4 protein-coding genes and 1 tRNA gene are annotated in these 2,216 nt (G+C 69.5%); 1 reads left to right on the forward strand and 4 read right to left on the reverse strand.

From position 1 onward, the window contains the following. The 3 genes from VFX99_RS07640 to VFX99_RS07650 form a co-directional block, all read right to left on the reverse strand. A partial coding sequence (locus tag VFX99_RS07640) for a PQQ-dependent sugar dehydrogenase (RefSeq protein ID WP_329665701.1) occupies positions 1-1,057 on the reverse strand: 1,057 nt, incomplete at its 3' end. Continuing rightward, complete coding sequence (locus VFX99_RS07645) at positions 1,054-1,530, reverse strand: VOC family protein (protein ID WP_329665702.1); 477 nt, start codon at positions 1,528-1,530, stop codon at positions 1,054-1,056. The genes VFX99_RS07645 and VFX99_RS07640, both read right to left, overlap by 4 nt. Positions 1,531-1,658: 128 nt before the next feature. After that, positions 1,659-1,734: transfer RNA gene (locus tag VFX99_RS07650), tRNA-Ala, on the reverse strand. Positions 1,735-1,807: 73 nt separating this feature from the next. Between VFX99_RS07650 and VFX99_RS07655 the strand changes: the two genes are divergently transcribed. Further along, entirely contained in the window at positions 1,808-2,092 is a 285-nt protein-coding gene (locus VFX99_RS07655; RefSeq protein WP_329665703.1) for a VOC family protein, read from the forward strand. 4 nt (positions 2,093-2,096) lie between these two features. On the opposite strand, the gene VFX99_RS07660 is transcribed toward VFX99_RS07655, so the two are convergent. Further along, positions 2,097-2,216 (reverse strand): RsfS/YbeB/iojap family protein (locus VFX99_RS07660; RefSeq protein ID WP_329665704.1); only part of this gene is annotated, 120 nt, incomplete at its 5' end.

Here is a 2,216-nt window from a genome sequence, read left to right on the forward strand (position 1 = left end):
GCGCCGCGACCGCATCGCGCAGGCGTCCCTGGCCCTCCAGCCCGACGGTCGCCTGCTCAACCACGTGCGCCGGGGTCACGTCCACGACCCACAGCCGCTCACCGCGCAGTCCCGTGACGAACACGGTGCTCCCCACCGCGGCGATCCCGCTCGGGCTGGCCTCGTCGGTGGACCACGCGATCACCGGATCCGTGAATCTGTCGTCGCCGGCATCGCCCTCCACGACCGGCCAGCCGTAATTGGCGCCGGCGACGATGTGGTTCAGCTCGTCCCACGCGTTTTGTCCGAACTCGCTCGCCCACAGCTCACCGTCGGACGTCCACGCGAGGCCCTGGACGTTGCGGTGCCCCAGTGTCCACACCGCATTGCCGAACGGGTTGCCCGGCGCGGGCTCGCCCTCTGGCGTCAGGCGAAGGATCTTGCCGTTCAGCGCGTCGGGGTCCTGCGCGGCATCCCGGTTCTGAGCATCGCCTGTGGCGACGTAGAGCAGTCCGTCGGGGCCGAAGGCGATCCGTCCTCCGTTGTGCGTGCTCTGCCGGCCGATTCCGGAGATCACGACCTCGGGCTCGCCGAGGCTGAGCGCGCCCGCCCCGCCGAGCAGCGGCATCCGGACCACGCGGTTGTCATCGGATGCGCCGTGATACGCGTAGAGCCATCGTCGATCGGCGCGCGGTTCCTGCCGTACGGCCAGGCCGTGCAGTCCGGACTCGCCGCCGGACACGACCCCGGGAACGGCCCCGGCCGTTCGCAGCTCGCCGGCCGCGGTCAGCTCGCGGACCGTTCCGGTGTCCCGCTCCGAGATCAGGGCTCCCCCACCGTCGAGGGGGACCACCGACCAGGGCGCGACCAGCCCGGCCGCCAGGGTTACGGGCTCGCCGACCGTTCGCCACCAGCCGGTCGGCTCCGCGGGCGCCGGAGCCGGAGTCGCAGTCTCGATCGGGCTGACGGACGCGCGCGGCGGCACCGAGCTGCCCGGCTCGGGGGGTGAGCACGCGGCCGCCGACGACGCGACGGCCACGAGGAATCCGACGACGAGACCCCGGCGAAGAGATCTCACGATCCTGCGGCGGCTGCTTCGATCGCGGCGATGTCGATCTTCGTCATCGTGAGCATCGACTGCACCGCGCGATGGGAGCGGTCGGGGTCGGGATCGCGGATGAGCTCGATCAGGCGGTCGGGAACGATCTGCCAGGAGAGACCCCATCGGTCCTTGAGCCAGGCGCACGGCTGCTCCTGTCCCCCGTCGGCGGTCAGGGCCGCCCAGTAGCGGTCGACCTCCGCCTGGTCGGCGCACGAAACGAAAAGCGAGACCGCCTCGGTGAACGGGAACTGAGGGCCGGCATCCATCGCGTAATAGTCGCGCCCGGCGAGCCGGAAGTGCGCGTGCATCACCTTGCCGCCCATGCCCGGGACCTCGTCCGGGTACCTTCCGATCGACACGACCTCCGAGCCGGGGATCAGGGCGGTGTAGAACATGATCGCTTGCTCAGCGTCGTCGTCGAACCACAGGAACGGGGTCACGTCGGTCATCGGGAGCCTCCTCGGATCGTTCCAGACTCTCCCGCACGACGTGCCCGGTCAAGGACCGGCCCGATTGGGGCAGCGGCACCGGCGGCCGAAAGAAAGAAGCGCCCCGGCCGGCGGGACGCTTCTCACATTGGTGGACCTGAGGGGACTCGAACCCCTGACCCCCTGCATGCCATGCAGGTGCGCTACCAGCTGCGCCACAGGCCCGGACGCGACCTCCGCGAGCGGAGGCAACCCGACTAGATTACTACATCGACTCGGATGCCTCGACCGACGAGGTATGTCCGCAACGGGCGCTACGGTCCCTCGGAGAAAGGGTGAAGACGGCCCTCGGTTGTTCTTCCACCACGCTGATTCTCCGAAGAGCGGGCGAAATCGCCTGCACCTCGACGTGTCGACGGTCGCGGAAGGCCAACCGACGCGTGAGCAGCTGGATGCGGAGAAAGACCGGCTGGTCGCCCTCGGCGCGACCGTCGTGCGACTCGTGGACCAGTCATGGGGCGAGTGGCCGGAGCTCTACCACCAGATGCAGGATCCGGAGGGGAACGAGTTCTGCCTGCAGTGACGCTCTAGTCGATCGTGGACGCCGCGGGCAGTTCCACGGGAACGACCGGGCAGTCCTTCCACAGTCGCTCGAGCCCGTAGTACATGCGCTCCTGCTCGTGGAACACGTGGACGACCAGGTCGCC

It is taken from the genome of Microbacterium sp., from assembly GCF_036277215.1.
In the GTDB taxonomy this organism is placed as follows: Bacteria; Actinomycetota; Actinomycetes; order Actinomycetales; family Microbacteriaceae; genus Microbacterium.